General features: G+C 71.6%; 19 protein-coding genes. 10 read left to right on the top strand and 9 right to left on the bottom strand.

Annotated elements, in window-relative coordinates:
- Positions 1-153: 153 nt before the first annotated feature.
- From gltX to AS857_RS30790, 3 genes are all read right to left on the bottom strand, one after another.
- Positions 154-1,626 carry a glutamate--tRNA ligase gene (gene gltX / locus AS857_RS30800; RefSeq protein ID WP_058046436.1) on the bottom strand — a complete coding sequence of 491 codons (1,473 nt, stop codon included), beginning with the start codon at positions 1,624-1,626 and terminating at the stop codon, positions 154-156.
- Entirely contained in the window at positions 1,619-2,401 is a 783-nt protein-coding gene (locus AS857_RS30795; protein ID WP_058046435.1) for a fumarylacetoacetate hydrolase family protein, read from the bottom strand. The genes gltX and AS857_RS30795 overlap by 8 nt, the downstream gene beginning before the upstream one ends.
- A gap of 129 nt (positions 2,402-2,530) precedes the next feature.
- Entirely contained in the window at positions 2,531-2,752 is a 222-nt protein-coding gene (locus AS857_RS30790; RefSeq protein WP_420823981.1) for a hypothetical protein, read from the bottom strand.
- Between the two features lie 493 nt (positions 2,753-3,245).
- On the opposite strand from AS857_RS30790, the gene AS857_RS30785 reads away from it, so the two are divergent.
- The 8 genes from AS857_RS30785 to AS857_RS30750 all read left to right on the top strand — a co-directional run bounded on the left by AS857_RS30785 (position 3,246) and on the right by AS857_RS30750 (position 13,696).
- Entirely contained in the window at positions 3,246-6,950 is a 3,705-nt protein-coding gene (locus AS857_RS30785; protein WP_058046434.1) for a sensor histidine kinase, read from the top strand.
- A 9-nt stretch (positions 6,951-6,959) separates the two neighbouring features.
- Positions 6,960-7,373, top strand: coding sequence for a roadblock/LC7 domain-containing protein (locus AS857_RS30780; protein WP_058046433.1), 414 nt, complete (start codon positions 6,960-6,962; stop codon positions 7,371-7,373).
- 104 nt (positions 7,374-7,477) lie between these two features.
- A complete protein-coding gene (locus AS857_RS30775; RefSeq protein WP_058046432.1) occupies positions 7,478-7,885 on the top strand; it encodes a DUF742 domain-containing protein in 408 nt (135 codons plus the stop codon).
- Positions 7,866-8,462, top strand: a complete 597-nt coding sequence (locus tag AS857_RS30770) for a GTP-binding protein (protein ID WP_058046431.1) — start codon at positions 7,866-7,868, stop codon at positions 8,460-8,462. The genes AS857_RS30775 and AS857_RS30770 overlap by 20 nt, the downstream gene beginning before the upstream one ends.
- Positions 8,463-8,880: 418 nt before the next feature.
- Positions 8,881-12,102 carry a sensor histidine kinase gene (locus AS857_RS30765; protein WP_058046430.1) on the top strand — a complete coding sequence of 1,074 codons (3,222 nt, stop codon included), beginning with the start codon at positions 8,881-8,883 and terminating at the stop codon, positions 12,100-12,102.
- Between the two features lie 10 nt (positions 12,103-12,112).
- A complete protein-coding gene (locus AS857_RS30760) occupies positions 12,113-12,526 on the top strand; it encodes a roadblock/LC7 domain-containing protein (RefSeq protein ID WP_058046433.1) in 414 nt (137 codons plus the stop codon).
- Positions 12,527-12,609: 83 nt separating this feature from the next.
- Entirely contained in the window at positions 12,610-13,134 is a 525-nt protein-coding gene (locus AS857_RS36745) for a DUF742 domain-containing protein (RefSeq protein ID WP_063278444.1), read from the top strand.
- Positions 13,115-13,696, top strand: a complete 582-nt coding sequence (locus AS857_RS30750; protein ID WP_049717346.1) for a GTP-binding protein — start codon at positions 13,115-13,117, stop codon at positions 13,694-13,696. Before AS857_RS36745 ends, AS857_RS30750 begins: the two co-directional genes overlap by 20 nt.
- 148 nt (positions 13,697-13,844) lie before the next feature.
- Here the strand turns inward: AS857_RS30750 and AS857_RS30745 are convergent, their stop codons facing one another.
- The 3 genes from AS857_RS30745 to AS857_RS30735 form a co-directional block, all read right to left on the bottom strand.
- The gene (locus AS857_RS30745; protein WP_058046428.1) at positions 13,845-14,042 is read right to left on the bottom strand and encodes an acyl-CoA carboxylase subunit epsilon; all 198 of its coding nucleotides are present in this window, start codon (positions 14,040-14,042) and stop codon (positions 13,845-13,847) included.
- 11 nt (positions 14,043-14,053) lie between these two features.
- Entirely contained in the window at positions 14,054-15,637 is a 1,584-nt protein-coding gene (locus AS857_RS30740; RefSeq protein ID WP_058046427.1) for an acyl-CoA carboxylase subunit beta, read from the bottom strand.
- A gap of 219 nt (positions 15,638-15,856) precedes the next feature.
- Positions 15,857-18,256: a polysaccharide lyase 8 family protein gene (locus tag AS857_RS30735; protein ID WP_245700579.1), complete on the bottom strand. Its 2,400-nt coding sequence runs from the start codon at positions 18,254-18,256 to the stop codon at positions 15,857-15,859.
- Positions 18,257-18,479: 223 nt separating this feature from the next.
- Here AS857_RS30735 and AS857_RS30730 point away from each other — a divergent pair, with 223 nt between their 5' ends.
- Positions 18,480-19,097 carry a YceI family protein gene (locus AS857_RS30730; RefSeq protein ID WP_058046426.1) on the top strand — a complete coding sequence of 206 codons (618 nt, stop codon included), beginning with the start codon at positions 18,480-18,482 and terminating at the stop codon, positions 19,095-19,097.
- Between the two features lie 12 nt (positions 19,098-19,109).
- On the opposite strand, the gene AS857_RS30725 is transcribed toward AS857_RS30730, so the two are convergent.
- Positions 19,110-20,639 (bottom strand): FAD-dependent monooxygenase, encoded by a 1,530-nt coding sequence (locus tag AS857_RS30725; RefSeq protein ID WP_079110740.1) that lies wholly within the window; start codon positions 20,637-20,639, stop codon positions 19,110-19,112.
- An 84-nt stretch (positions 20,640-20,723) separates the two neighbouring features.
- Between AS857_RS30725 and AS857_RS30720 the strand changes: the two genes are divergently transcribed.
- On the top strand, positions 20,724-21,356 hold the full coding sequence (locus AS857_RS30720; RefSeq protein ID WP_058046425.1) for a TetR/AcrR family transcriptional regulator: 633 nt from the start codon (positions 20,724-20,726) through the stop codon (positions 21,354-21,356).
- A gap of 64 nt (positions 21,357-21,420) precedes the next feature.
- Here AS857_RS30720 and cimA read toward each other — a convergent pair whose 3' ends face one another.
- Together cimA and AS857_RS30710 are read right to left on the bottom strand one after the other, a co-directional pair.
- The gene (gene cimA, locus AS857_RS30715; RefSeq protein ID WP_058046424.1) at positions 21,421-23,028 is read right to left on the bottom strand and encodes a citramalate synthase; all 1,608 of its coding nucleotides are present in this window, start codon (positions 23,026-23,028) and stop codon (positions 21,421-21,423) included.
- Positions 23,029-23,311: 283 nt separating this feature from the next.
- The gene (locus AS857_RS30710; protein ID WP_058046423.1) at positions 23,312-24,664 is read right to left on the bottom strand and encodes an MFS transporter; all 1,353 of its coding nucleotides are present in this window, start codon (positions 24,662-24,664) and stop codon (positions 23,312-23,314) included.
- Between the last annotated feature and the right edge of the window lie 77 nt (positions 24,665-24,741).

Here is a 24,741-nt window from a genome sequence, read left to right as displayed (position 1 = left end):
CCCTCCGCTCCGGCCTCTCGGCCCTCTCGGGCGGCGCAGGAAGAACATTACCCGAAGGAGGACGGGGCGCCAAAATCGATAGACGCCCCTGTGCGGACGCGACGGGGCCCGGCGGCCTCGGGAGAGGCTGCCGGGCCCCGTGCGGGCCGTGCGTCAGGCGGTGAGCTTCGCCAGCGCCGCATCGACGCGGGCGAGCGTGCGCTCGCGCCCGAGGATCTCCAGGGACTCGAACAGCGGCAGGCCGACCGTACGGCCGGTGACCGCGACCCGGACCGGGGCCTGGGCCTTGCCGAGCTTCAGCCCGTGCTCCTCGCCCGCCGCGACGACGGCGGCCTTGATGGCATCGGCGTTCCACTCGGCGTCCGCGAGCTTGGCGCGGACCGTGCGCAGCAGGGCGTCCGAGCCCTCCTTCATCGCCTTGGCCCAGGACGCCTCGTCCTCGGCCGGCTCGTCGAGGAAGAGGAAGTCGACGTTGGCGGTGATGTCGGAGAGGACCGTGAGGCGGGTCTGGGCGTGCGGGGCGATGGCCTCCCACGCGGCCCGGTCGAAGGCCTCGGGCGCCCACGGGGCGTGCGGGGCCTGCAGCCAGGGCTCGCAGGCCTCGGCGAACGCCTTCACGTCCAGGCGGCGGATGTGGTCGGCGTTGATCGCCTCGGCCTTCTTGAGGTCGAAGCGGGCCGGGTTGGCGTTGACGTCCTTGATGTCGAACGCCGCGACCATCTCCTCCATCGAGAAGATGTCCTGGTCGGCGGAGAGCGACCAGCCGAGCAGCGACAGGTAGTTCAGCAGGCCCGCCGGGAGGAAGCCGCGCTCCCGGTAGAGGTTCAGGGAGGCCTGCGGGTCGCGCTTGGAGAGCTTCTTGTTGCCCTCGCCCATCACATACGGCAGGTGGCCGAACCCGGGGACGCTCTTGGCGATGCCCAGCTCGATCAGCGCCTTGTACAGGGCGATCTGCCGCGGGGTGGAGGAGAGCAGGTCCTCGCCGCGCAGGACGTGGGTGATCTCCATCAGCGCGTCGTCGACCGGGTTGACGAGCGTGTACAGGGGGGCGCCGTTGGCCCGGACGATGCCGTAGTCCGGCACGTTCTCGGGGGTGAAGGTCAGCTCGCCGCGGACGATGTCCGTGAAGGTGATCGCCTCGTCGGGCATCCGGAAGCGGACGATGGAGGCGCGGCCCTCGGCCTCGTACGCCGCCTGCTGCTCGGGCGTGACGACGCGGCACTTGCCGTCGTAGCCGGAGGGGCGGCCGGCGGCGCGGGCGGCCTCGCGGCGCTCGTCGAGCTCCTCGGCGGTGCAGTAGCAGCGGTAGGCGTAGCCGCCGTCCAGGAGCTTCTGCGCGACGTCCTTGTAGATGTCCATGCGCTGCGACTGGCGGTACGGCGCGTGGGGGCCGCCGATCTCGGGGCCCTCGTCCCAGTCGAAGCCCAGCCAGCGCATCGAGTCGAGCAGCTGCTGGTACGACTCCTCCGAGTCGCGCGCCGCGTCGGTGTCCTCGATGCGGAAGACCAGGGTGCCGCCGTGGTGCCGGGCGAACGCCCAGTTGAACAGGGCGGTGCGGACCAGGCCCACGTGGGGGTTGCCGGTCGGCGAGGGACAGAAACGTACGCGGACGTTCGCGTTAGCCACGCTTGATCACCTTGTTGGTGAGAGTGCCGATGCCTTCGATGGTGACGGCGACCTCGTCGCCGACGTTCAGGGGTCCGACCCCGGCCGGGGTGCCGGTGAGGACGACGTCGCCGGGGAGCAGCGTCATCGCCTCGGTGATGTGGACGATCAGGTCCTCGATGGAGCGCACCATGTCGCTCGTGCGGCCCAGCTGGCGCTGTTCGCCGTTGACGGTGCACATGATCCCGAGGTCGGCCGGGTCGAGCTCGGTCTCGATCCAGGGGCCGAGCGGGCAGGAGGTGTCGAAGCCCTTCGCCCGGGCCCACTGCTTCTCGCGCTGCTGGGCGTCACGCGCGGTGACGTCGTTGGCGCAGGTGTAGCCGAGGATGACGTCCTTCACGCGCTCGCGGGGGACCTCGCGGCACATGCGGCCGATGACCACGGCCAGCTCGGCCTCGTGGTGCAGCTCGCTGGAGAAGGAGGGGTACTCGATGGCGCCGCCCGGGCCGATCACCGAGGTGGAGGGCTTGAGGAAGGCCACGGGGACGTCGCCGACCTCGTTGCCCAGCTCCGCGGCGTGCTCGGCGTAGTTACGGCCGATGGCCACGACCTTGCTGGGCAGGACGGGCGGGAGCAGGCGGACCTTGTCCAGCGGGACCTTGGTCCCGGAGCGCTCGAAGTCGCCGTAGGGGATGCCCTTGATGATGTCGAGGACGGGGCCGCCTTCTGTGGCGGCATCCCCCTCCACGACGCCGTAGCCGACGTTGCCGTCGATGGAGAACCTGGCGATGCGCACGGGAAGCTTTTGCCCCTTATCTGATCCGGCCGGAGTCTGACACCCCAGGCTATCGCGGGGGCCGCCGGCCGCCCGTGCGCGACGGATCCGCGGGGCCGGACCGGGCGGCCGGCCCCGTGGGAGCGGCGCTCAGTCCTGGGGGATGACGACGACCGGCGCCGTCATCAGCACCGTGCGGCGCGGGTTCGCGGTGACCTGCGGCAGCTCGGTGGCGTGGGCGACGGCCTCGGCGATCCGCAGGGAGGCGCCGTCCTCGAGGTGGACGAGCGTCGTACGGAGCGGGTTGGCGGTCTTCCGGTTCGCCTTCGGGGTCGCGTTCCGGGACGTCAGCTTCGTCGTGCTGGTCTTCACTTGCTGCCTCGCGGTGTCGTGGTGCGCTGGGTGCGCGGGGGGTGTTCTCGCGGCCTGCGTAAAGGAACAGGCTAGGCGCGCCTATCCCCACGCGTCCGCGGGAGAAGTCCTGACTTGCTTGTGAGTTTGCTCACGAGAGCACTGAAAAATGCCGCATAGCGGGCGGCCTTCCGGCTTTCACGAAACGGACATTGCAGGGCTGAACCTGACGTTCCGCTCCTGATCATGGAATCTGGGACACCGGACGACCCTCCTCGCCGACCGGCTAACTTGCCCGCCTATGCCCCTTATAAAGGCCCTGGTCCTCTACGCCCCGTGACGATTTCCGGCACTGAGCGTGATGCCGGTGCGGGCGAGGCGCACCGGCCTTGTTGGAGATCTGGCACTGTGCTGGAATTCCACGGACCGCCAGGGGGCAACCGCGGTCCCCCCACGACTCGACACCGTCCCGCCTTCGACCGGCGGGGCGCCTGGTCCAGAGGTTGCGACGCTAGTGCAGGGACGTTTCAAGAGGGATGGCAGCGCTGCGGCGGAGCCGGAGCCGCGCGGTGCGAACGACCGCGGCACGCCCGCCGAAGGGCCGGCGGGCGACGGTTCCGCAGACCGCCAGCAGGCCACGTCAAAGGCGAAGGCCAAGGCGAACAAGGCCAAGCTGCCCGCTGGGCCCGGCTCACGAATAGCCCTGCGCAACTGGCGCATCAGTACCCGCCTCGTATCCCTGCTGGCCCTGCCGGTCGTCGCCGCGACGACGCTGGGTGGCCTGCGCATCAACGACGCGCTCAACAACGTCGAGCAGCTCGACCACATGAAGCTCCTCACGGAGATGACCGGTCGCGCGACCCTCCTGGCCAACGCGCTCCAGGAGGAGCGCGACAAGTCCGCCGGACCGCTGGCCCGGGGCCTGACCGACGACGACGGGGTCACCGCGTCGCGGGAGAAGACCAACCAGGCGATCAACGCCTTCACCGGGGCCACCCAGGGCGTGAAGCCGACCGACCCGACGATGGTCGGTGTGCAGACCACCCTGGTCGACATCAGCCGGCAGCTGAAGAAGATCCAGGACGTCCGCAAGAACGCCTACCAGAACGAGCCCGAGTACATCGCCCGGACCGTCAACAACTACGACGGTCTGATCAACTCGCTGCTCTCGCTGTCGCAGGACATGGCCCAGGCGACCAGCAACCCCGAAATGATCACCAGCACGCGTGCGCTGGCGACGTTCTCCGCCGCCAAGGAGTACGCGTCGATCCAGCGCGCCGTGATCAGTGCGGCCCTCGCCAACAAGAAGGGCCCGTACCTCTCCGGCAACGACCAGCAGTACGGCCACGAGGCGTACGAGGCCGAGAACGAGGCCATCCGCCGCTTCATCGCCATCCGCGGCGGCGACTCCCAGCAGCTGCTGCAGGCGATCAACGGCGGCAACGCGGACATCACGACCGCCAAGACCTACACCGACCGCGTCCTCAGCAAGCCGGACGGCCTCAAGAGCGAGCCGAGGTCCTACAAGGACTGGTACGACCTGGCGTCGGTCAAGCTCGGCGAGATGTCCAAGATCGAGCAGACCCTGCTCTCCCAGATGGAGCAGAAGGCCCTCGAGCTGCGTGAGGACGCCCAGCAGGACGCGATCCTCAACGGTGTTCTGATCATCCTCGTTCTGGGCATCTCGCTCGTCGGCGCCTTCGTCGTGGCCCGCTCCATGGTGCGCTCGCTGCGCCGTCTGCAGGACACCGCGCAGAGGGTCGCCCAGGACCGCCTCCCCGAGCTCGTCAAGCAGCTGTCCGAGACCGACCCGCAGGACGTCGACACGTCCGTGGAGTCCGTCGGCGTGCACAGCCGCGACGAGATCGGCAAGGTGGCCGCGGCCTTCGACGACGTGCACCGCGAGGCCGTCCGCCTCGCCGCCGAGCAGGCCCTTCTGCGGGGCAACGTCAACGCGATGTTCACCAACCTCTCGCGCCGGAGCCAGGGCCTCATCCAGCGTCAGCTCTCGCTCATCTCCGAGCTCGAGAGCCGCGAGGCCGACCCGGACCAGCTGTCCTCGCTGTTCAAGCTCGACCACCTCGCGACCCGCATGCGCCGTAACGGCGAAAACCTCCTCGTCCTCGCGGGCGAGGAGCCGGGCCGCCGGTGGACCCGCCCCGTCCCGCTCGTCGACGTGCTCCGTGCCGCCGCGTCCGAGGTGGAGCAGTACGAGCGCATCGAGCTGAGCGGCGTGCCGCCGACCGAGGTCGCCGGCCGCGTCGTCAACGACCTCGTGCACCTCCTCGCCGAGCTCCTCGAGAACGCGACCTCGTTCTCCTCGCCGCAGACCAAGGTCAAGGTCACCGGTCACGCGCTGCCCGACGGCCGGGTGCTGGTCGAGATCCACGACACCGGCATCGGCCTCTCCCAGGAGGACCTGGCCGCGATCAACGAGCGGCTCGCCAGCCCGCCGACCGTGGACGTCTCGGTCTCGCGCCGCATGGGTCTGTTCGTGGTCGGCCGCCTGTCCCTGCGACACGGCATCCGCATCCAGCTCCGTCCGTCCGACTCGGGCGGTACGACCGCGCTCGTCATGCTGCCGGTGGACGTCGCCCAGGGCGGCAAGAAGCCGATGCCCGGCGCCGTGCCCCCGGCCGGCGGCACCGGTGCGCCCGGCGCCCCGGGCGGCAACCCCGGCGTCGCGGGCTCCGCGCCGCGCCGTCAGGTGCCCCCGGCCGCCGGCCAGCAGCGCCCCGCGCTGCCCCCGCGCCAGGGTGCGACCGACAGCGGTCTGCCGACGCGTCCCGCCCCGGCTCCCGGCGGCGGTGCCAACCCCGCCGCGGGCAGCCTCTTCGACACCGCGCCGCGCGGCGGTGCGGACCGTGCGCCCGCCCAGGGCCCCGGCGGCCGCCCCGCGCTGCCCACCCGTGGCAACGGCGGCCCCGCCGCCGTGCCGCCCCCGCCCCAGGCGGGCAAGGGCGGCGGCCGCGGCCGGCAGCAGCAGCCCGGCAAGCCCGGTCAGCCCGGTCAGCCCGGCCGTGGCAACGGTGCCGGCGAGCTTCCGGCCCGCCAGGCCCCGAGCTGGGGCAGCGAGCAGCCCGCTGCCGCGCCCCAGGCCCCGAAGGCGCCCGCCGCCCCCGTGGACGACTGGCCCGTGGCCGACAGCGGCTCCGCGCGCTCCGCGCAGGACAGCCCGCGCGGCCACGAGGACGTCGAGAGCACGGGTCAGTTCCCCGCCTCGCGCCCCGCGCTGCCGAGCGCCGGGCCTGGCGACACCGCCGAGTTCCCGGCGATCGGGTCGGCTCCGGAGTCCCGGGGCACCGCGGGCGGGTTCGACCGGCCGCAGCACGGTGACGCGCCGAACAGCACGTCGGGCCAGTTCGCCCGCCCCGTGCAGGGCGACGCGCCGAACAGCACGTCCGGCCAGTTCGCCCGCCCCGCGCAGGGCGACGCCCCGAACAGCACCTCCGGTCAGTTCACCCGCCCCGTGCAGGGCGACACGCCGAACAGCACCTCCGGCCAGTACGACCGCCCCGCCCTCGGCGAGGCACCCGGCAGCACGTCCGGCCAGTACGCCCGCCCGGAGCTCGACGACGACCCGCTGACCAGCACCACCGGTCAGTTCGCCCAGCCGGCTCTCCGTGAGTCCGGGCACAGCTCGCCGCTGTTCGAGGAGCTGGAGTCCAACTGGTTCCGCGGTGCCGCCGGCGAGGGTGAGGCCGCGCCGGAGCAGACCCCTGACGCGCCCTCCGGTCAGAACCTGCCGAAGCGCCGGCCGCGCCAGTCCCTCCAGGACCCGGAGCGCGGTCCGCTGGGCGCGGTCCCCCGGGCCCCGCAGGCCGGCCGGCCGACCCGGCCGTCGCAGGCCCGTCCGGTCCCGCAGACCCGCCAGGCGCCTCAGGCCCAGCAGCCCCAGCAGGCCCCGGCCGACAACTGGCGCCAGTCCCCCAACGACGAGACGTGGCGCCGGGCCGAGCAGGTCCGCGAGCCCTCCGCGGGCGGCAAGACCGCTTCCGGGCTGCCGCGCCGCGTCCCCAAGGCGAACCTCGTCGAGGGCGCCGCGCAGGCGACGCAGCCGATCCAGCAGGTCGGCCCGCAGGTCTCGCGTGCACCCGACGACGTGCGCGGCCGTCTGACCAACCTCCGCCGGGGCATCCAGCAGGGGCGTCAGGCCGGCAACACCTCGACCACGGGCAACCACACCGTTGACCCCACCAATTACCAGCAGGAGCGTTAGTTGAGTCCGATGAGCCAGGCGGCGCAGAACCTGAACTGGTTGATCACCAGTTTCGTGGAGAACACCCCAGGGGTGTCCCACACCGTCGTGGTCTCCGCCGACGGACTCCTTCTGGCGATGTCCGAAGGGTTCCCGAGGGACCGCGCCGACCAGCTGGCGGCCGTGGCCTCCGGCCTGACCTCGCTGACCGCCGGTGCCTCCCGCATCTTCGAAGGCGGTCCGGTCAATCAGACCGTGGTGGAGATGGAACGAGGCTTCCTCTTCATCATGTCCATCTCCGACGGCTCCTCGCTGGCCGTGCTGGCGCACCCCGAGTGCGACATCGGCCTCGTGGGCTACGAGATGGCCCTCCTCGTCGACCGCGCGGGCAACGTCCTCACCCCGGACCTCCGCGCCGAGCTCCAGGGCAGCCTGCTGAACTGACCGATGTTTCCTGCTGATCCCGTCCGACCGTACGGCCGAAAACCCCCCACCGGCCCGCGCTCGACGGCATTATTGCCAGTCCTGCTGTCCCGTCCGGAGGATTCATGACCCCGCCCGCCTCGCCCGGCCCGTACGGTGCCTCTCATCACGCGCCGTACGGGAGTGAAGGCGAAGAGCCGCTGATCCGCCCCTACGCCATGACGGGCGGCCGCACCCGGCCGCGCTACCAGCTCGCCATCGAGGCGCTGGTCAGCTCCACCGCCGACCCGGCCGTGCTCGGGAGCCTGCTCCCCGAGCACCAGCGGATCTGCCACCTGTGCCGCGAGGTCAAGTCGGTCGCCGAGGTCTCGGCACTGCTGAACATGCCGCTCGGTGTGGCGCGCATTCTGGTCGCGGACCTGGCGGAGGCCGGCATGGTGGCGATCCACCAGCCGGGCGGCAGCGGCGAGTCCGGCGGGACGCCGGATGTGACACTGCTCGAAAGGGTGCTCAGTGGACTTCGGAAGCTCTAGCGGAGGCGTCGCCGGCGGCGGCACCGGCCGCTCCACCACCTCCGCGAAGATCGTGGTGGCGGGCGGCTTCGGCGTGGGCAAGACCACGTTCGTCGGCGCGGTCTCGGAAATCAGTCCGCTGCGGACCGAAGCCGTCATGACGTCCGCCTCGGCGGGCATCGACGATCTGAGCCACGTTCAGGACAAGACCACGACCACCGTGGCGATGGATTTCGGCCGTATCACCCTGGATGACGATCTCATCCTGTATCTCTTCGGTACGCCGGGCCAGGACCGCTTCTGGTTCATGTGGGACGACCTGGTCCGCGGCGCCATCGGCGCCGTCGTCCTCGTGGACACCCGCCGTCTCGCCGACTGCTTCCCCGCCGTCGACTACTTCGAGAACAGCGGCCTGCCCTTCGTCATCGCCCTCAACGGCTTCGACGGACACCAGCCCTATGCCCCCGAAGAGGTCCGCGAAGCGCTGCAGATCGGGCCGGACACGCCGATCATCACGACCGACGCCCGCCACCGCGGCGAGGCGAAGAGCGCGCTGATCACCCTGGTCGAGCACGCCCTGATGGCCCGGCTGAAGTAACTCTTCGTCAGCTCTTCGTCAGCTTTTCGTCGGTTCTCCGCCGGTTCTCCACCGGCCCTTTGTCTGCTCTTCGCCGACAACTTCCGCATCGCCCAGATCGTCGCGTGAAACGTTACGGAGGGGCTGTGGCATTGGACACGACCCGACGCAGAGTTCATAACGTTTCGACAGAGAATCGACCGGACGCGGCAACCCACCGCGTTCGGTCGACTTCACTCTGCGCACATTTCGCCCGCCATTTGGCGCCGCTCGCTCTTAATGCCCGTTTTATGTCGGGCAAATCGAGTGGCCTGGCGGGAGCCCCCGCTGTTTGGAATGCGCACCCCCGACGTGCTGGAATTCCAGGAACTGAGCAGTAACGGCTCAGCCGAAAAACGGCACACAACCCGGGTGCCGACGCCGAGAGGTTGTTGGTCGAGTGACGCGCAGAAAGACGGGCGCCGCACAGCAGACGCAGGACGAGCGGGGCAACTTCACCCCGCCGTCGCGCGGAGCGGTGCCGCCTTCGCCTTCCCCTGCTTCGAGCGTGCCCGAAACCCCGGCTCCCTCCGGGGGCTCGGGCGGCCGGTTCTCCCCCCGCAACTGGCGGGTGCCCGTCAAGCTGAACGCGATCCTCATGATCCCCGTGATCGTGGCCGTCGTGGTCGGTGGCCTGCACGTGAAGGAGCAGGTCGACACCTGGGAGCAGGCCAAGGACGCCGCGAACACCGCGCGAGTGGTGCGCGCCGCGGCCACCTACGCCCACGCGGTGATCGACGAGCGCGACCTGACGGCCCAGCCGCTCCTGCAGAACAACCCCGACGACCCGGTCATCAAGAAGACCCGGGACGCCACGGACGCCGCCCGCGCGGAGTTCGACAAGACCGTCAAGGACATGCCGGACACCGCCGGCCTGCGCCGCCGCATGAAGCTCTTCCGCGAGGCGGAGGGCACGCTGCCCAAGCTGCGCAAGGCCGCCTACACGCCCGCGATGACCGGGGTGCAGACCGAGGACGGCTACGGCGCCATCCAGCGTCCGCTCATGGCCTTCGCCAACGAGCTGGGCTCGGGCCTGGGCAACGACAACGTCGTCTCCTACGGCCGCATGGTCTACGCCGTCTCCCTGGCGAAGGCCGCCGAGTCGCTCGAGCGCTCGATCGGTACCCACCTGCTCGTCAAGCCGGCCAAGGACCCCAAGGAGCAGCAGCTCCAGCGGACGTCCTTCTCCTCCTACTACTTCCTCGAGTACATCGCCCGCGCCGAGTACGACGCGAGCGGCACCGAGGACGACATCAGCCGGCTCAACGACGCCATCGCCACCAAGGCGAAGTCGTCGGAGCAGGAGAAGATCGCCAACGCCATCATGGCGGGCAAGACCAAGGAACAGCTGGAGACCGCGGGCATCACCGCGGCCGGCTGGCAGGACGCCGCCACGGCCAAGTTCGACGCCTACCGCTCGGTCGAGGTCCACCTCACCGACAAGGCGGTGGACGAGGCCGAGAAGATCTCCTCCGACGCCCAGCGCGACGCGATCCTCAACGGCTCGGTCATGGTCGTGGCCCTGCTGCTCGCGTTCTTCGTGGCCGGCATGATGGCCCGTTCCATGAGCCGCAGCATGCGCCGCCTGCGGCGCGCCGCCTTCGACGTGGCCGAGCAGCGCCTGCCCGCGCTGGTCGACCAGCTGTCGCGGACCGACCCGGGCCGGGTCGACACCCGGGTCCAGCCGATCCCGATCACCACCCGGGACGAGATCGGCGAGGTCGCCCGCGCCTTCGACCAGGTCCACCGCGAGGCCGTCCGGCTCGCCGCCGAGCAGGCCCTGCTCCGTGGCAACGTCAACGCGATCTTCACCAACCTCTCGCGCCGCAACCAGAGCCTCATCGAGGGTCAGCTGACCCTGATCACCGAGCTCGAGGAGCACGAGGCGGACCCGGACCAGCTGGAGAACCTCTTCCGCCTGGACCACCTGGCCACCCGTATGCGCCGCAACGGCGAGAACCTCCTGGTCCTCGCCGGCGAGGAGCCCGGCCGCCGCTGGGACCAGCCGGTCCCGCTGGTGGACGTGCTGCGCGCCGCCTCCTCCGAGGTGGAGGCCTACGAGCGCATCGAGCTCTCGGGCGTCCCGGACGCCGAGATCCACGGCCTCGCCGTGACCGACCTCGTGCACCTCCTCGCCGAGCTGCTGGAGAACGCCACCACGTTCTCCTCCCCGCACACCAAGGTCCGGGTCACCGCGACGCGGCTGCCCGACGGCCGCGTGATGGTCGAGATCCACGACAAGGGCATCGGCCTGACCGCCGAGGACTTCGCGGACATCAACCACAAGCTGGCCAACCCGCCGACCGTGGACGCCACGATCTCCCAGCGCATGGGCCTGTTCGTGGTCGGCCGTCTGGCGACGCGCCACGGCATCCGCGTCCAGCTGCGCCCCTCGGGCGAGCAGGCCGGCACGACCTCGCTGGTCATGCTGCCGGACCGGATCACGCACGGTGGCGGTGGCGAGGACGAGCTGTCCGGCGACGACTTCACGGTCTCCCAGATGGTCCCGGGTCAGCAGCAGGCCGGCCCCGGCGGCCAGGCCGGTGCCGTTGCCGGCGCCGGTGCCGCTGCCGGAGCCATGGGCCGCATGCGGACCGCGGCGGAGCTGGGCTTCGACGACTCCCGCTACGAGCAGCCGCAGCAGGGTGCTCCGGGCGCCACGCTGGACCCGGTGAACCGCTCCCGCCTCCGTGAGGAGCGGCGTGCCGCGCTGGAGGCTGCCGCCGACAGCCGCCCGCTGTTCCGCGACGAGGTGCCGCAGCAGCACGAGCAGCAGCAGCCGGCGTACGACCAGCAGCAGTACGACCAGCAGGGCCCGCACCGGACCGAGGAGTTCCCGGCGCTGCCCGAGCAGCCGTACGAGCAGTCCTACGAGCAGCAGCAGCCGCAGCACGGCTACCCGGACTCCGGCTACGCCGAGCAGGGCTATGCCGACCAGGGCTACTCCGAGCAGGGCTACACGGAGGCCGGTTACCCGCAGCAGCAGGCGTACGCCGAGCCCGAGGTCCCGACCCGCAACGACGTGTGGCAGCAGCCCGGTGCGTACCAGGACGGCGGCCCGCAGGGTTACGGAGCGGATTCGGAATCACTGCCGCCCGCTGACACGGCGCAGCCCGAGCGCGTAGAGTTCGACCGTCCGGGCCCCTCTACGAGCGGCTCCCACTCGCTGACCGGGTCCGGTCTGCCGCGACGCGCGACGCAGTGGCAGCAGTCCGAGTCTGTCGAAGAGGCCGTGGGGGCCGGCGAACCGGAGCAGCCCCAGCAGGACCTACAGCAGCCTCACGAGGGTGAAAGCCCCGACTGGCGGTCGGAGAACGACGAGCGCTGGCACCGTGCCGAGCAGCTCCGGGACCCGAAGGCCGGCGGAGTGACCCCCTCCGGACTGCCCCGCCGAGTGCCCAAGGCCAATCTGATCGAGGGCAAGGCGGCGCAGACGCCGCAGGGCGGTTCCCAGATTTCCCGTGCCCCGGAGGACATCCGTGGCAGGTTGAGCAACCTGCGCCGCGGTGTCCAGCAGGGGCGCACCGTGGGGACCGACAGCGGTTCGGCCACCACACATGAGCAGCATGAGCAACACGACCAGGGCTTCGGCCCCGGCGGCACCTACGATCAGGAGCGTTAGTGTGAGCCCGATGAGCCAGGCGGCGCAGAACCTGAACTGGTTGATCACCAGTTTCGTGGAGAACACCCCAGGGGTGTCCCACACCGTCGTGGTCTCCGCCGACGGACTCCTTCTGGCGATGTCCGAAGGGTTCCCGAGGGACCGCGCCGACCAGCTGGCGGCCGTGGCCTCCGGCCTGACCTCGCTGACCGCCGGTGCCTCCCGCATCTTCGAAGGCGGTCCGGTCAATCAGACCGTGGTGGAGATGGAACGAGGCTTCCTCTTCATCATGTCCATCTCCGACGGCTCCTCGCTGGCCGTGCTGGCGCACCCCGAGTGCGACATCGGCCTCGTGGGCTACGAGATGGCCCTCCTCGTCGACCGCGCGGGCAACGTCCTCACCCCGGACCTCCGCGCCGAACTGCAGGGGAGCCTTCTCAACTAGCAAAGAGGCAGTGCGTTTCGCGCCACCGCGCCATAGGGTGCGGTGGCGCGACCAGCAGCAGACAGGCACGTTGAGGAGGAGACGTGGCAACGCCCCCCGGCGGTTACCCGTACGGCAATGATCAGCAGGCTCAGCCTCCGCTGAACCGCTTCAATTTCCCCTCCGCACCAAGCCAGCGTGCGCAGGGGGAGCCGGCACGGCCCCCGCAAGTACCTCAGACGCCGCAGCACCGCAGGGCGTCCTCGTCCCCTTCCGGTGGCAAGCGGAGCAATCCGCTGGTCCGCCCCTACGCAATGACCGGCGGCCGGACCCGGCCGCGCTACCAGCTCGCCATCGAGGCGCTGGTGCACACCACGGCCCAGCCGGCCCAGCTCCAAGGGCAGTTGCCGGAACACCAGCGCATCTGCCACCTGTGCCGCGAGATCAAGTCGGTCGCCGAGATCTCGGCACTTCTCACCATTCCCCTCGGCGTCGCCCGAATCCTCGTCGCCGACTTGGCGGAGGCCGGGCTCGTCGCCATCCATCAGCCCGGCGGCGACGAGTCCGCCGGCGGCCAGCCTGACGTGACACTGCTCGAAAGGGTGCTCAGTGGACTTCGGAACCTCTAGCGGCGAGGCAGCCCGCTCCACCACCTCCGCGAAGATCGTGGTGGCGGGCGGTTTCGGCGTGGGCAAGACCACGTTCGTCGGCGCGGTCTCGGAGATCAACCCGCTGCGGACCGAAGCCGTCATGACGTCCGCCTCGGCGGGCATCGACGACCTCACCCACGCGCCGGACAAGACCACGACGACCGTGGCCATGGACTTCGGCCGCATCACCCTGGACCAGGACCTGATCCTGTACCTGTTCGGTACCCCCGGCCAGGACCGCTTCTGGTTCATGTGGGACGACCTGGTCCGCGGCGCCATCGGCGCCGTCGTCCTCGTGGACACCCGCCGTCTCGCCGACTGCTTCCCCGCGGTCGACTACTTCGAGAACAGCGGCCTGCCCTTCGTCATCGCCCTCAACGGCTTCGACGGGCACCAGCCCTACACGCCGGACGAGGTCCGCGAGGCGCTGCAGATCGGCCCCGACGCGCCGATCATCACCACGGACGCCCGCCACCGCAACGAGGCCAAGAGCGCCCTGATCACCCTGGTCGAGCACGCCCTGATGGCGCGCCTTCGGTGAGGCGTCGGTCGCACCGACGCGAAAAGGTCCCCGCGCCACGCTCCTCACGGAGTGTGTGCGGGGGCCTTCTGCGTTGCCGGCGCCTGCCCGGTGCGGCCATACCGAGAGGGCCCGGGGCAATGCCCCGGGCCCTCTCGGTGTTCTGGTCTCAGCCCTGCCAGCTGTGCGGCGCGCGGAAGCCCGGCGTGCGCTCCAGGCGGCGCCAGACGGCCGTGGAACGGCGCGGGCGGGGCGGCGCCGCGTGGTTCGTGGTGGCGGCGGCGCGGGCGAGGAGGACGGCGGTGACGGCCGCGAGCTCCTCGGCGTCCGCCGTGCCCTTCTCCACGCGTACCAGCGTGTCGTTCATGCTTTTCTCCCTTACTGGGGCGGATTGCCGTGCTTGCGGGAGGGCAGGTCGGCGTGCTTCGTGGCCAGCATGGCCAGCGAGCGGATCAGCACCTGCCGGGTCTCGACGGGGTCGATCACGTCGTCGATCAGTCCGCGCTCGGCGGCGTAGTACGGGTGCATCAGCTCGGCCTTGTACTCCTTGACCATGCGCGCCCGCATCGCCTCGGGGTCGTCCGCCTCGGCGATCTGCTTGCGGAAGATCACGTTGGCGGCGCCCTCCGCGCCCATCACCGCGATCTCGTTGGTCGGCCAGGCGTAGGTCAGGTCCGCGCCGATGGACTGCGAGTCCATGACGATGTACGCGCCGCCGTAGGCCTTGCGCAGGATGACCGAGATGCGCGGCACCGTGGCGTTGCAGTAGGCGTACAGCAGCTTGGCGCCGTGGCGGATGATTCCACCGTGCTCCTGGTCGACGCCGGGGAGGAAGCCGGGGACGTCCAGAAGAGTGATGATCGGAATATTGAAGGCGTCGCACATCTGGATGAAGCGCGCGGCCTTCTCGCTGGCCTCGATGTCGAGGACGCCGGCCAGCGACTGCGGCTGGTTGGCGACGATGCCGACGACCTGGCCGTCGAGCCGGGCCAGGGAGCAGATGATGTTGGTGGCCCAGCGCTCGTGGATCTCCAGGTACTCGCCCTCGTCGACGATCTCCTCGATGACCTTGCGCATGTCGTACGGGCGGTTGCCGTCGGCGGGCACCAGGTCCAGCAGGGCCTCGCCCAGCCGGTCGGCGGGGTCCTCGCTCGCCACGCGCGGCGGGTTCTCCCGGTTGTTCTGCGGCAGCAGCGACAGGAGGTAGCGGACCTCCTCCAGGCAGGTCTCCTCGTCGTCGTACGCGAAGTGCGCAACGCCCGAGGTCTCGGCGTGCACGTCCGCACCGCCGAGGCCGTTCTGGGTGATCTCCTCGCCGGTGACGGCGCGGACGACGTCGGGGCCGGTGATGAACATCTGCGAGGTCTCGCGGACCATGAACACGAAGTCGGTCAGGGCCGGCGAGTAGGCCGCGCCGCCCGCGCAGGGGCCGAGCATCACGGAGATCTGCGGGATGACGCCGGAGGCCTTGGTGTTGCGCTGGAAGATGCCGCCGTAGCCGGCCAGGGCGGAGACGCCCTCCTGGATACGGGCACCGGCACCGTCGTTCAGCGACACCAGGGGCGCGCCGGCGGCGATGGCCATGTCCATGATCTTGTGGATCTTGGTGGCGTGGGCCTCGCCCAGCGCGCCGCCGAAGATCCGGAAGTCGTGCGCGTAGACGAACACGGTGCGGCCGTGCACCGTGCCCCAGCCGGTGATCACACCGTCGGTGTAGGGCTTCTTGCTCTCCAGTCCGAACCCCGAGGCGCGGTGCCGGCGCAGCGGCTCCACCTCCGAGAAGGACCCTTCGTCCAGCAGGAGGTCGATACGCTCCCGGGCCGTCAGCTTCCCCTTGGCCTTCTGGGCCTGGGTCGCCCGCTCGCTCGGACCACGCCGAACCTGCTCGCGAATGGCGTGCAGCTCGGCGACGCGCCCACGGACGTCACTCGCCTCTACGGGCGCACCTTCGAGATTGCTCATGCATAGACGGTACGTGGCGAGGACGCCCGGGACTCATGTCGTTTCCATACAACGTCATGTGCCTTTTGGTGGGCAGGCGGCACAGAGCCGCGCAGCCGCCGGGAGTAGGGGTCCCCCCTATAGGGGGGTCAGGCTGTGGGGGTTCCACAAAACTCTTGCCTCCGGCCCGTAGGCTGGCGAACTTGACGGGCGCGGGGCCCCGGAGGGCGTCACACCGGGTCATTGCAGGGTCACGGTGCAGCGGTGGGGGGCGCAGGCGGTGCCGGGGGTGACGCGCAGCCGGAGGCTGTCGCCTGTCGACAGGACGCGCACCGTGGCGTCGTGCGCCGTCACCCGGCGCACGGGGCGGTCCCAGGTGATCTCGAAGGGCGTTCCGGTCCGGACCGGTTCGGCCATATGGAGGGTAGCGGTCCGGCCGCGGTCGCGGACGAGTACGGCGGCGGGGGCCGTGACGGCGAGGGAGCCGGCGGCGCCGGGGGCCCAGAAGGCGGCGGCGGTGAGGCCGAGGGCGGGCAGGTGCGCGGCCTGGCAGGCGGCGGTGTTGGCGAGGAGGGCGAGCCAGGCGTCGTCCTCGGCGCGGGCGGCCACGGCGCGGGGCCCCGCGCCGGGCATGAGGAGGTAGGCGTACGCGGCGCCGGCGGGATCGGTGCCGTGGGGGCGCCAGAGGGTGAGGTAGCGCCGGGTGACGGGGTCGGGGGCGCCGCCGGCGTTGATGTCGCGCCAGGCGCCGGTGCGGGCCTCGCGCAGGGCGTGGAGCGGGGCGCCGCCGGGGAGGACGTAGCCGCCGTGGCCTTCGAGGTGGACCCAGCGGGCGGCTTCGTAGCGGGCGCTCCAGCCGTCGGTGACGGGCTGGGGCACGCCGTCGACGAGGAGGGCGGGGGCCCCGTGCGCGCCGAGGTTGCGGTGCTCGACGGTCGTGCCGACCGGGGTGCCGTCGCGCGCGGTGATGCCCGCGCCGAGGCAGACGACGGCGTCCGCGGCGAAGATCCAGGTCTTGCGGGCCTCCAGGGTGGAGGAGAGCCCCTTGAGGTGCTGGCCGGCGACGGCGAACTCGCCGTCCGTCACTCCCCCGACCCAGCGCACGTCGGGCCGGGGCTCGCCCCATGCGCCGCCCTCGTTGTCGGCGAGCGGCTTGGCGGAGGCGGTGGTGCCGGGCATCCGGTAGGGGTCGGCGGTGGGCCAGAAGGCATCCGTGTACGGGGCGCCGTCGCCCGCGCGCCACCAGTAGAGCATTCCGGCGCCGGTGTGCCAGCCGCGCGGGTGCTCGCCGTTGCCGTTCTCGTAGTGGGCGATGCGGTCGGAGGCCATGGCGAGGTTGGCCGTCCAGCCGGGGCGGCGGTGCACGGCCCGGTCCATGGCGGGGAAGAGGCGGTGCCCCACGGGCGCGGGCGCGGGGGGCACGGGGGCGGCGCAGGCGGCGGCGAGGCGGGCGAGGTCGGCGACGCCGAGGGCGGGGTCGGTGAGCAGCGGGAGGGTGGTGTCGCGGGCGGCCCAGCCCTTGATCATCGCGTGCCAGCGGGTGCGTTCGGCCGGGCTCGCGCTGCCGGCGAGGAGGGCGACGGCGGCGATGAGGGCGTGGCCGCGCTGGTGGTCGCTCTGCTGCTGCCGGCCGGGCTCGGCGCCCTGCAGGCCGCGGCTGACGGCGCGGCCGGAGACGCTGTCCATGACGAGCCCGTCGTGGACGAGGGGGGCGTACGCCTTCTCGACGCTGTCGTGGACCGTCCGCCGGGCCGGGTCGGTGATCTCCCAGGGGGAGCCGCGGAGCAGGGCGAGGAGCCGGCCGAGTCCGTCGAGCAGCACCTGGCCGTAGGTGCCGGAGTAGGCGACGCGGCTGTGCTGGACGAAGGAGCCGTCGGCGTAGAGGCCGTCGCCGCGGGTCACGTAGGGGAAGACCGGAGAGAGGGCGTCGCGGGCGAGGGCGGTCTTGGCGGCGGAGGCGCCGAGGATGCCGCGGAGGGCGACGACGCGGCACAGGTCGACGCGATTGGCGCCGGTGCTGGTGCCGGTGTAGTCGCCGAGCATCGCGTCGGGGACGAAGTGGTCGACGGCAGCGAGGAAGGCGGTACGCCGTGCGGCGCCGGCCTGGTCGTACAGGAGGGTGAGGCTGTCGAGGAGGAGCCTGGGGCTGCCGATCTGCCACTCCCACCAGTTGCCGTAGCGGGTGGTGGCGGGGTGGTAGACGCGGGCGTGGACGTGGTCGAGCCCGGCGAGGGTGTCGGCGGCCAGGGCCGGGTCGCCGGTCAGCCCCGTGCCGGGCTGGGCGTGGGCCTGGGCCATGGTGTGCAGGCGGGCGTAGCTGCGGGTGATGCCGGAGGGCGGGTCGAAGGGGGCGTCGGGCCAGAGCGAGCCGGGGCCCGGGGCGAGTCCGGCGCGGTAGGTGCGGGCGAGTTCTCCGGTGCGGCGCAGGGCGGAGGCGTAGGGCTCTGCGGCGGGGTCGAAGCCGGTGCCGAGCATGAGGCCGCGCCAGCGGGCGCGGAGGGCGGCGAAGGCGGCCTCGTCGTCGGCGCGGGCTCCGGCGGTGGCGGCGCCGGTGATGCCGAGGGTGCCGGCGACGGAGGCGGCGAGGAATCCTCTGCGGGTCCAGGCGGACGGGAGGGGTGCGGCGGAACCGGACAGCACGGCGGGTCCTCCCCGGGGCGCGTGGTGCGGGACGGTGCGGACGGTGCCGGAGGCACACCGTGGCACGGGGCGGGGGGCGTGGCAATGCCCTCGGGGCGGCGTCGGCCGGAATTCACCCTCACATAGATGTTGAATATTCAACCAGAGCGCGCTACGGTGCTTTCACGGTCAAGTTGAACATTCAACGAATCTGGCCGGCCCGAACTCAGCCAAGGAGCACACCATGGGCCTCTTCAGCCGCAAGCAGAGCGCAACCCCCGCCGTCCCCGCCCCGCGCGCCGTCGACCCCGCGCTGGCCGCCCTGACCGGCGACTACACCATCGACCCCGCCCACAGCAGCATCGGCTTCACCGTCCGCCACGCCATGGTCACCAACGTCAAGGGCGCCTTCACCGAGCACGAGGGCACCCTCGGCCTCGACGGCACCGACCCGTCCCGTTCCACGGCCGCCATCGACGTGCGGATCGCGAGCGTCGACACCGGCATGAAGGACCGCGACGCCCACCTGCGCGGCGACGACTTCTTCGACGCCGAGCGCTTCCCGCTGATGAGCTTCCGCTCCACCGCCGCCGAGCAGCTCGGCGGGGACCGCTACCGCATCACCGGCGACCTCACCATCAAGGACGTCACCCGCCCGCTCTCCATCGACCTGGAGTTCAACGGCTCGGCCACCGACGTCTACGGCAACGAGCGCGTCGGCTTCGAGGGCGGCGCCGAGATCCTGCGCTCCGACTGGGGCCTGACCTGGAACGCCGCCCTGGAGACCGGCGGGGTGATGGTCAGCGACAAGGTGAAGCTGACCTTCGACATCTCCGCGGTCAAGGCCGCCCCGCAGGCCTGACCCCGTGCGGTGTCACCGGCCGAGGCGCAGCAGACGGTCGACGACCTCGGCGCCTCGGTCCGCACCCGCGCTCAGCGCGATGTGGTTGTCGGGCCGTACGAGCACGAGCCCGTCCCCTTCCACCCCGTACGCACGGCGGGCGTGTCCGTCGGGGTCGTCCCCGTCCTCGATGAGGTGCGTGCGCAGCAGGCCCGCACACTTCTCCCCCGCCTCCGTGAGGGCCGCCGCGCTCCCCCGGCCGAAGCCGAGCAGCGTGAAGTGCGGCCCGGCGAAGACGTCGAAGAGCCGGCCGTTCCGGCAGGGCGCGTCGGGCGCCCGCCCGCCGGCCTTCGCGCCGCCCCATGCCAGCGAGCTCCAGCCGTAGCCGACGCCCAGTGTGGTGACGTCGTCCGTGAGGACCGCCTCCGTGCCGATGCCGGCCTCCTTCACGCCCTCGGTCACCGCGCGCAGCCGCTCGTTCGTGAGGTCGAGCGTCCAGGCGGCGACGGGCAGCCGCTCCTCCTCGTACGTGTCCAGCAGGCCCGGCGCGGCGCGGCCGAGCACCACGTGCGCGAGCTTCCAGCCGAGGTTGAAGGCGTCCTGGATGCCGGTGTTCATGCCCAGGCCGCCCGCGATGGAGTGGACGTGGGCCGCGTCCCCGGCGAGGAAGACCCGGCCGACGCGGAAGCGGTCGGCCATCCGCACGTTGATGCGGTAGCTGGAGAGCCAGGTGGGGTCGGACAGCCGGATGCCGGTGTCCCGGGAGCAGCGGTCGACGAGCCGCTGGAACGACTCCAGCGTCGGTTTGGCCGGCCGGCCGTCGGCGCCGCGTTCGGGGCTGCCCTGCAGCTGCCAGTGGGCGCTGCCGCGGAAGGGGCAGAGCAGGACCGCCGCGTCCTCGTCGAACCACTGGTGCCAGTAGGCGGGGTCGAGACCGTCGACGCGGACGTCGCCGACCACCATGCACTCCTCGGCGTCGGTCGCCCCCTCGAAGCCCACGCCCAGGGCCTTGCGCACCGGACTGTGGCCGCCGTCGCAGCCGACCAGGTAGGCGGCCTCGATGCGCCGCCCGTCGGCGAGCGTCGCGACGACGCCGTCCGTGCTCTGGGCGAATCCGGTCAGCTCGCACCCGAGTTCGGGCGCCACGCCGTACTCCGCCAGCTTGTCGCGCAGGACCTCCTCGGTGCGCCACTGGGGCACGATCAGCCCGCTGGCGTACGGGGTGTCGGGCGTGGGCGTGCGGTCCCCGAAGGTGACGGTGTCGGCGACCGCGACGCCGTCGCGGTACTTGCGCAGGGTGATGTGCTCGATGCCCGAGGCGGTGGCCCCGGAGCCCGCGCCGAGGTCGTCGAAGAGCTCGCGGCTGCGCTGGTTGAGGCCCTTGCCGCGCGAGGCGCGGTGGAACTCCCGGGACTTGTCGATGACCCGTACGGTCGCTCCGGCGCGGGCGAGGGTGCAGGCGAGGGTGAGTCCGGTGGGCCCGGCGCCCACGATCAGGACGTCGGTTGCGTCGGGGGCGTCAGTGGCGGTCGTCGCGTCGGCGGCGGCGGTGGTCGTCGTCATGCCCTCATGAAAGACCGCCCGGACAGAAAATGCAACCGAGTAACAAAAGATTCCGAGTAACGCTCGTTCTGCTAGGGTGGGCCCGTGAACGAGGAGACGGGGCTGCGGGAGCGCAAGAAGCAGCGCACGCGGCAGACGCTGTCCGAGACCGCCATCGCGCTCTTCCTGGAGCGCGGCTTCGACCAGGTGTCGGTGGCCGAGGTGGCGGCGGCCGCGGAGGTGTCGAAGCCGACGCTGTTCCGCTACTTCCCCGCCAAGGAGGACCTGGCCCTCCACCGCATCGCCGACCACCAGGGGGAGGCGGCGCGCGTCGTGCGCGACCGCGGTTCCGGGACGGCGCCGCTGGCCGCCCTGCGCGCCCACTTCCACGCGCGGCTCGACGCCCACGACCCCGTCACGGGCCTGTGCGACGTCCCCGCCGTGCTGGCCTTCCGCGACATGCTCTACTCGACGCCCAGCCTGCAGGCCCGCCTCACGCGCTACGCCGCCGAGGACGAACGGGCACTGGCCGAAGCCCTGGCGGAGGCCGGTGCGGACGAGGTGACGGCGGGGCTCGCGGCGGCGCAGATCATCGCCGTCCACCACGTCCTGGCCCGGGACAACTGGCGGCGCCTGGCGTCCGGCCGCAGCGCCGTCGCCGTGCTGGGCGCGGCCCACGCCGACGCCGAGCGGGCGTACGACCTGCTCGGCGCCGGGCTGGCTCCTCAGGGGCTGTGACGTCCGTGCCGCCTGCGCCGGCTGCGGCGCGCCCCCGGCTGCGCTCCGGGGCGCGCGGCCCGGCTCACTCCAGCGGCTCGACGCCCGCCCGCAGCAGCCCGTACGCGTAGGCGTCGTCGAGCGCCTGCCACGAGGCGGCGATGACGTTCTCGGCGACGCCGACCGTCGACCACTCGCCGCGCTCGTCGCTCGTGGAGACCAGGACGCGGGTGATCGACCCCGTGCCGCGGCCGCCCTCCAGGATGCGCACCTTGTAGTCGGTCAGCTTGAGCGCGGCCAGCTGCGGATAGATGCGCTCCAGGGCGACGCGCAGCGCCCGGTCCAGGGCGTCGACCGGGCCGTTGCCCTCGGCCGTGGCGACGATGCGCTCGCCCTTGGCCCACAGCTTCACGGTGGCCTCGTTGGCGTGGATGCCGTCCGGCCGGTCCTCGGCGATGGCCCGCCAGGACTCCACGCGGTAGTAGCGCCGGGCGCGCCCCTCGGCCTCCTCGCGCAGCAGCAGCTCGAACGAGGCGTCGGCCGCCTCGTAGGTGTAGCCCGCCAGTTCGCGCTCCTTGACCCGCTCCACGACGCGGCCGATGAGCTCCCGGTCGCCGCCGAGGTCGACCCCGAGCTCCTTGCCCTTGAGCTCGATGGAGGCGCGGCCGGCCATGTCGGAGACCAGCATGCGCATGGTGTTGCCGACCCGCTCGGGGTCGATGTGCTGGTACAGGTCCGGGTCGACCTTGATCGCGGAGGCGTGCAGGCCGGCCTTGTGCGCGAACGCCGAGACGCCCACGTAGGGCTGGTGCGTGGACGGCGTGAGGTTGACGACCTCGGCGATGGCGTGCGAGATGCGCGTCATCTCGGCCAGCGCCCCCGCGGGCAGCACCCGGCGGCCGTACTTGAGCTCCAGGGCGGCGACGACGGGGAAGAGGTTGGCGTTGCCGACGCGCTCGCCGTAGCCGTTGGCGGTGCACTGCACGTGCGTGGCGCCGGCGTCCACGGCGGCGAGCGTGTTGGCGACCGCGCAGCCGGTGTCGTCCTGCGCGTGGATGCCGAGGCGCGCGCCGGTCGCCTCGATGACCTCCCGCACGGTCGCACCGACCTGGGCGGGGAGCATGCCGCCGTTGGTGTCGCACAGCACCACTACGTCGGCGCCCGCCTCGTGCGCGGTGCGGACGACCTGGAGGGCGTACTCCGGGTTGGCCCGGTGGCCGTCGAAGAAGTGCTCGCAGTCGACGAAGACGCGGCGGCCGTGCCCGCGCAGGTACGAGACGGTGTCCCGCACCATGGCGAGGTTCTCGTCGAGGGTGGTGCGCAGGGCGAGTTCGACGTGGCGGTCGTGGGACTTGGCGACGAGGGTGACCACCGGGGCGCCGGAGTCGAGCAGCGCGGCGACCTGCCGGTCGTCCTCGGCCCGCACTCCGGCCTTGCGCGTGGCGCCGAAGGCGACGAGCTGCGCGTGGCGGAAGCCGATCTCCTCCCGGGCGCGCTGGAAGAACTCGGTGTCCCGGGGGTTGGCGCCCGGCCAGCCGCCCTCGATGAAGCCGACGCCGAAGTCGTCCAGGTGCCGGGCGATGGTCAGCTTGTCCGCGACGGTGAGGTTGATTCCCTCGCGCTGCGCACCGTCGCGCAGGGTGGTGTCGAAGACGTGAAAGCGATCGTCGGGGCCGTCGGTTGCGTCCGTCATGCTGCTCTGACTCCTGTGAGGATGTCGGTCTACCGGAATTACCCGTTCCACCGTCCCCATGCTCACCCTCGCCCTGCGTCCTCCGGCGTGGGGTGGTCCGGAAAACGCAAAAACCTCTCGCGGGTGCGAGAGGTCTGCGCGCGGGTCTGGGACGACGGTGTCCGCTCCGTACGGGGTGGTACGGGGCGGTCACTGCGGACCGGCGCGCCTGCTGCCAATAATCATGGCGAACGGGAGCATAGGTGCATCCTGACACACGCCGGGCCCGCGGTGCGGGCGGGTCTCAGGATGCGGGCACCTTGCCCGCGTCCTTGCCCGCGCCCGCCTCCGGAAGGGCCCCGGGCGCGCGCCCCACCCGCTTGAGGTCGATGTCGCGCGTCTCCCGCATCGTCAGGTAGACGACCAGCGACACCGCGGCGCAGCCCGCCACGTACCAGTAGAAGCCCGACTCGATGCCGCCCTTCTTGAACCACAGGGCCACGTACTCGGCCGTGCCGCCGAAGAGCGCGTTGGCGATCGCGTACGGCAGGGCCACGCCCAGCGACCGGATGCCCGTCGGGAACAGCTCGGCCTTCACGCAGGCGTTGATCGAGGTGTAGCCGGTGACGACGACCAGGGCGAGCAGGGACAGGCCGAGGGCCGGCCAGAACGAGCCGGCGTGCTTGAGCAGCGTCATGATCGGCACGGTGAGGAAGGTCGAGCCCACCGCGAAGGTGATCAGCAGGGGGCGGCGGCCGATGCGGTCGGAGAGGGCGCCCGCGAGCGGCTGCAGACAGGCGAAGACGATCAGCGCGCAGAAGCTGACCAGGGTCGCGGTCTGCTTGGGCAGGCCCGCGCTGTTGGAGAGGTACTTCGTCAGGTAGGTGGTGTACGTGTAGTACGCGACGGTGCCGCCCATGGTGAGGGCGATGACGAGGAAGGCCTCGCGCTTGTGCCGCATGAGGGCGCGGATGGTGCCGCGCTCCGCCGCCTGCGCGGCGCTCTCCTCCGTGCTCTCCGCCGTGGCCTCCGTGTACGCCTCCGTCTCCAGCATGTTGCGCCGGAGGTAGAAGATGACGGCCGCCCCGAGCGCGCCCACGATGAAGGGGATGCGCCAGCCCCAGCTGTGCAGCTCGTCGCTGGAGAGCGTGTGCTGCAGGACGATCTGCAGCCCCAGGCCGAGGATCTGCCCCGCCGTCATGGAGACGTACTGGAAGCTGGAGGCGAAGCCGCGGCGGCCCGGCGCGGAGGCCTCCGTCAGGTACGTGGCGCTGGCCGCGTACTCCCCTCCCACCGACAGGCCCTGCAGCAGCCGGGCCACGAGGAGGACGGCGACGCCGCCGTAGCCCGCGACCGCGTAGGTCGGGGCGATCGCGATGAGCACGGCGGAGGCGGACATCAGGGTGACGGTCATGGTGAGCGCCGCCTTGCGGCCCTTGCGGTCGCCCACCCGGCCGAGCAGCCAGCCGCCCACGGGGCGCATGAAGAAGCCGACGGCGAAGATGCCGGCGGTGTTCATCAGCTTCGCGGTGTCGTTGCCCGCGGGGAAGAAGGCGCCCGCGAAGTACGTCGCGAACGACGCGTAGACGAACCAGTCGAACCACTCGACCATGTTGCCGGCCGAACCGACCCAGATCTTCTTCCAGTGCTGTCCCATGGTCGATCACGGTGGCGGAACGCACGGGGCCGGACAAGGGTACGAGCGGCAACGATCATGCGTACTTGCGTGCGTTG

This window comes from Streptomyces roseifaciens (assembly GCF_001445655.1).
Lineage (GTDB): Bacteria > Actinomycetota > Actinomycetes > Streptomycetales > Streptomycetaceae > Streptomyces > Streptomyces aureoversilis.
Note: the sequence above shows the minus strand (reverse complement) of the source record. Positions and strands in the feature narration are given on the sequence as shown.